Genomic DNA, 5,284 nt, shown 5'->3' on the forward strand with positions numbered 1-5,284 from the left:
CGCCACGAACCACCTCAGTCGGTCCGCACCGCACCCACCATGAGTTGTCCCAAAAATGATGTAAGTTTCGGACAGATCCGCGTGTTTGTCCGAAAAATGTAGTATACTTAGGACAAATGGTCAGGCGTCATGCTCTCGATCTGAAGGCCCAGATACAGGATCGAATCGCATCCCAACGAGGAACTGTGTGGACGCCGGTCGATTTTCTCGACCTTGGTCCACGGGCCGCCGTCGATAAAGCGCTGCAGCGTCTCGCGAAAGATGGCCATCTTTCGCGAATCGATCGCGGCCTGTACTTCAGTCCGGCAAAGAACTCGTTGACGGGGAAGACCACGAATCCCGATCAGCGGGCCGTGATCGCTGCCGTCGCGCGACGCGATCAGACCCGCATCGTCGTTGACGGCCTGACCGCCGCAAATGACCTCGGCTTAACGACGGCCGTTCCCACGCGAATCACCGTTCTTACTGACGCGCGGCTACGGCCAATCCGACTCGGCAACCAGCAAATCCAGTTCAAGACCGTCGCGCCAAGTCGCCTCTTCTGGGCCGGACGTCCAGCCATGCGCGTTGTCCAAGCCCTCTACTGGCTTCAGGACATTCTTCGGTCAGATCGCGCAACCATTCTCCAAAAACTGACAGCGATTCTCAACGATCCCGCTCACGGACCGGAGATTCGCGACGATTTACGGCAGGGGCTCCACACGCTACCGATCTGGATGCAGTCGATTCTTCGGGAACTTCTCGCCAAGCCCGACAAGCCTAGTAAGACGGCTCAAAGGCACCATGCTACAGAGCGTTCATCCGCCAGCCAATGAACCCGGCATTCGATCGCATCATCACTTCATCGGCCGATGACCGCCGCGATTTGTTCGTTGCGACCGCCCGTAGGACCGGAATGGCGGAACAGAGCGTCGAGAAAGACTTCTGGGTCTGTTGGACGCTCGACGCGCTCTTTCATGCGTTGCCAGCAAGAGGCCCGCGTCTCCTTCTCAAAGGCGGCACATCCCTGTCAAAGGGGTTTGGGCTGATCAGCCGCTTTTCTGAAGACATCGACGTTACCGTCTTCAGAGCAGACCTCGGAGAGTCGATTTCGATCGACGATCTCGAAAAGTTGAGCGGCAAGAAGCGGGAAAACATCCTGGACCGGATCAAGACCGCTTGCCAGCAGTATCTTGGTGATCATCTGCGGCCCCAGCTAACCAGCATTCTCGCCGAAGCCGTTGTGCCGACCGAGCGCGCGCAGGCCGATGTCGTGTCTGACAATGCAGATCCAGATCAACAGACGCTTCTTTTGCGTTACCCCAGTGTCCTATCGGTCGATCCTTATGTCCGCCCCACCGTCCGTATCGAGTGCGGGGCCAAGTCCGCGCTTGACCCTCACCGACCTGTGACATTGGAGCCCTACGTGGCCGACGACATGCCAGACGCCGACCTATCGGTTGGCGATGTGACGACGATTGTCCCAGAAAGAACGTTCTGGGACAAAGTCGTCATTCTCCACGGGCTTCGACGTTGGTTTGAAAGGCGAGGTGAGTTGCGGCAGGAAGGCCAGCGGATATCGCGTCACTACTACGACCTGCACTCAATGCACTCTACATCTGTTGGCGAGCAAGCAATCGGTGATACCGCCCTCGGCAAAGAGTGTGCGCGGCATGCTCGCATGTTCTTCAATCGTCCTGATTTCGATCTCGCAACGGCCGTGCCAGGTAGCTTCATGCTAACACCGACCGAGCGAATGATCGAGGGCCTTCGACGTGATTACACAGCCATGGTCGGCATGATCTTTCGCTCAGTCCCTCGCTTTGAGGACGTTCTCGCTTCGATCGCCACGATCGAAGAGCGCCTGAATGCAAGGAGTGATGCTCGCGAAAGCAATCAAAGAGACATACCGGCGCACGGTCACTGAGTCTGGCGGGGATTATTATAGACGCATGTAGACAAGCATTTCGTAAGTGGTACGGTTAGACTGGTCTAAATCTTCCTGCTGGCCACCGGCCTTAACGGTTTGCGCGCTTGAGAGAGGGAGTCCCATCCCTCCCGCGCGTTCGATTAGGGCCGCACGAAGGTCTCGGCCGCCGCGGCGGCATCGAGGACGAGCCGGCGGCCGTCGACAATCCCGCGGATCTCGGCGTTGCCACGCAGCTGCAAGAACGCGACGCGCGTGGACGGGTTGCCTGGGGCGGCCTGCCCGGCCACAGAGGCGAGTCCGTCGCTCACGCGGATACGGATGGAGACGCGGTCCGATCCTGACGCCGCGTCAATGGCGACCGAGGATGGAATCCTGACCCGCCGCCCGTCCAGTAAGGGCCCCGGATGCCAGCCCGCGTAGGTGATGGCGTGGACCGGGAACGCTCCTACGAACCCACCGCGGTGCGCGGCGCCATCCGCGGTCGCGGTGTCCCACACAAACACGATCGCCCGCCGGGCGTCAGTCGCTCCCTGGCCTGCGCCAACGTGGAGGCCCCCGTATAGCACCGCCCCTCCCCTGCCGCTCGCCTCCCCCCACTCCCAGGTCACGCCCCGCCACGTCCCCCAGTTGTGATCGTGATACGCGGGAGCCCCTTCGAGCCGGACATCCCCGCGTGCAGTATGGAGGGTGCCGCTCATTCGTCCGCGGACGGCCGGCACGACGTACCCGGAGATGACGGCGTCGCCGGCGATCTCTCCGGCGGGAAGATAGAATCCGGCGTCGGGCACGAGGCGGAGATCCGCCCGCAGCCGAGGATCGTCCACGGTGATGTGGTACCGGCCCGCTTCGTTGGAGACGCGCGCCGGTCCGATGCGTTCGTTTGCCGATTCCATGCTGAGATCCCCCGGCCGGATCGCCGCCCGGATTTGGATGTCTTCGACCGGCCGGCCGGGCCGCTTGATTCGGACCAGGATTCCCCCGTGCCCCTCCCCGCCCGCAAGGATGGTGAGGTATCCGTACATCCCGGTCCGCGGATCGATGAAGTTGAAGTAATCCCACTCCGCCCACGTGTGCCTGGCTTCACGCGGAGGTGTGTGGAACCGGTCGAGGCGATCGATCAACTCCCCGGGCGAGGGGGCGATCCACGCTCGATCGGACGCGGTGTCGCGCGCGCGGGGGACCGCCGCCGCCGCGTGCGCCGTCTGGTCCAGAGACGGGACCCCGCCCGAGGCCTGTGCGGGAAACACCGTCCCCTGCCTCCGCACATACACCTGACGCGCGTCGATCTGTGGCGCGGCGGCTGCGATCTCCGCGGCAAAGCGTCCTCCCAAGAGGATCTCCCGTACCACGAACCCGGCCTGCTGAATAGTGAAGTACAGGTCGGTCACCCCGTTGACCTTGAGCACGGACGGGTCGACCCCTTCGGGCAGGAGCACGAGATCCCCGCCCGCGACCAGATCCCGGTCTCGCGCCTGGGCGAGAAGGGCATCGCCGACCGACAGGAGCGCGATCATCACGGCGACGCCGATGCCGTAACCGACGAGCAACACCAGGGTTCGGCGGGGGCGGTCCCACAGGCTGCGCCACGCAAGCAACCAGACCATCCCGTTCATGCGAGCGCCCCGTCACGCATCCGGACCCGGCGGTCGGCGAGCGCCGCGAGTTCGGAGTTGTGCGTGACCAGCACGACGGCCACCCCCTCCCGGCTGAGATCCTGGAGGAGCGTGCCGATCTCCCGTCCGGTCGCTTCATCCAGCTCGCCGGTGGGCTCGTCGGCGAGCAGCAGGTTCGGACGGTTCGCGAGCGCGCGGGCGATCGCCACCCGCTGCATCTCCCCCCCGCTGAGCTGACCCGGACGGTGACGCGCCCGGCCGTCGAGTCCAACCCGTGCGAGCAGGGTCCGTGCCCGTTCCCGCCGGACATCGCCGGCGACGCCCGCTTCCATCATGGGGAGCTCCACGTTCTCCTCCGCGGAGAGCATGGGCAGCAGGAAGAACCGCTGAAAAACGAACCCGACATGATGAAGACGGAGCCGGGCGAGCGCGGCGTCGCCGAGGCGGTCGGTTGGCTGTCCGAGAAGAGCCACCCGCCCTGCGGTCGGCCGATCCACGCCCCCAAGGAGATGGAGGAGTGTGGATTTTCCGCATCCAGACGGTCCGGCGACGGAGAGGAACGTTCCCGGCTCCACGGCGAGGGTGACTCCCCGGAGCGCGTGCACCGGTCCGCCCGGCATCGGATAGGTCTTCGTCACCCCCTCGGCAGCGACGACTGTCGTGGTCCCTGTGGTCACGACACGATCTCCCCGTGGAGGGTCGCGGCGATCTCCAGCCGGGCCGACAGGACCGCCGGATACAACCCCCCGAGCGCGCCGCTCGTAAGTAGCAATGCCGCCGTGGTCGCCACAGCCGCGGGCGTCAGGGTGAAGAAGTGGAGGTTCTCCGGGACCCCGGGCGCCGAGAGCAGAATGCGGTCGAGGTGGCTCGCGATCGCGATGCCGAGCAGGATCGCCCCCGGCAAGGCCGCCCCTGCGAGGGCGACACCTTCCGCCAGGATGAGCGCGACGATCTTGGCCCGCGTAAACCCAAGCGCGCGGAGCATCGCGATCTCCCCAAGCCGCTCGCCGACGGACAGCGTCACGATCGCGGCGACCAGCAGGAAGGAGACCGCTACGCTGATCGTCCCCAGGATCAGCGAGAACTGGTTGAAGTACGTGAGGCGGGCGCTCGTGCGGGCCAAGAATTCTTGGATGCTGAACGCGTCTACGCGTGGATCCCGCCGTTGAATCCACTGGGCCAGCGTGTCTGCCTGCGCAGGCTCGGTCATCCGCACGAGGATCAACGAGGCGCTCCCCGACGGCCGCCCTAAGAGACGGCGGAGAACCGGGGCGGCGATCGCCAGCGACCGCTGCGTCGGGAGATCGAAGTAAAAGTCGCCGATACCGACCACGCGGCACGTCTGCACTGCGGTGAGCGCCTGGAGACCCGAGCCGGGTGCCCCGGAGGCGATGAGGCGATCCCCGAGGCGGATGCGATCGAGTCGGGCCATATTGCGGTTGATGACGACCGGCACCGTCTCCGCAGAGGAGGTCGAGAGGTCCGTCCCTTCCAGGACGGTGTAGACACCGCGGCGCCCCGAGGGGATCCCGAGGGCGAACGACGGGAACTGTCGCTCGCCCGTGCGCAGATAGATGTTGCCACCCACCACAGGAATGGCGTCTCCGACACTTGGCCGTGTCGCGATCGCGGATGCGAGGCGATCGCCGTCCGCGATCTCTGCCGTCCCGGAGAACGGGAGGGTGCCTCGCGGCACGACGCGGACGGCGAACCCCAGCCGGTTCAGCACCGTGCCGAGGCTGGCCTCCAAACCACCGGCGAG

General features: G+C 64.8%; 5 protein-coding genes. 2 read left to right on the top strand and 3 right to left on the bottom strand.

Annotated features, from left to right (window positions below):
* Positions 1–116 precede the first annotated feature (116 nt).
* Together VFP86_13635 and VFP86_13640 are read left to right on the top strand one after the other, a co-directional pair.
* Positions 117–815 carry a DUF6088 family protein gene (locus VFP86_13635; protein HET9000679.1) on the top strand — a complete coding sequence of 233 codons (699 nt, stop codon included), beginning with the start codon at positions 117–119 and terminating at the stop codon, positions 813–815.
* On the top strand, positions 812–1,906 hold the full coding sequence (locus VFP86_13640; protein ID HET9000680.1) for a nucleotidyl transferase AbiEii/AbiGii toxin family protein: 1,095 nt from the start codon (positions 812–814) through the stop codon (positions 1,904–1,906). The genes VFP86_13635 and VFP86_13640 overlap by 4 nt, the downstream gene beginning before the upstream one ends.
* Before the next feature lie 143 nt (positions 1,907–2,049).
* Here VFP86_13640 and VFP86_13645 read toward each other — a convergent pair whose 3' ends face one another.
* The 3 genes from VFP86_13645 to VFP86_13655 form a co-directional block, all read right to left on the bottom strand.
* Positions 2,050–3,522, bottom strand: coding sequence for a hypothetical protein (locus VFP86_13645; GenBank protein HET9000681.1), 1,473 nt, complete (start codon positions 3,520–3,522; stop codon positions 2,050–2,052).
* Positions 3,519–4,199 (bottom strand): ABC transporter ATP-binding protein, encoded by a 681-nt coding sequence (locus VFP86_13650; protein ID HET9000682.1) that lies wholly within the window; start codon positions 4,197–4,199, stop codon positions 3,519–3,521. Before VFP86_13650 ends, VFP86_13645 begins: the two co-directional genes overlap by 4 nt.
* Positions 4,196–5,284, bottom strand: a 1,089-nt coding sequence (locus VFP86_13655; protein HET9000683.1) for an FtsX-like permease family protein, incomplete at its 5' end; no start/stop codon positions are given. The genes VFP86_13650 and VFP86_13655, both read right to left, overlap by 4 nt.

This window comes from bacterium (genome assembly GCA_035703895.1).
Classification (GTDB): Bacteria; Sysuimicrobiota; Sysuimicrobiia; order Sysuimicrobiales; family Segetimicrobiaceae; genus Segetimicrobium.

Coding starts and splice junctions, on each gene's coding strand:
- VFP86_13635 (HET9000679.1), top strand. CDS start 117: ATGGTCAGGCGTCATGCTCTCGATCTGAAGGCCCAGATACAGGATCGA.
- VFP86_13640 (HET9000680.1), top strand. CDS start 812: ATGAACCCGGCATTCGATCGCATCATCACTTCATCGGCCGATGACCGC.
- VFP86_13645 (HET9000681.1), bottom strand. CDS start 3,522: ATGAACGGGATGGTCTGGTTGCTTGCGTGGCGCAGCCTGTGGGACCGC.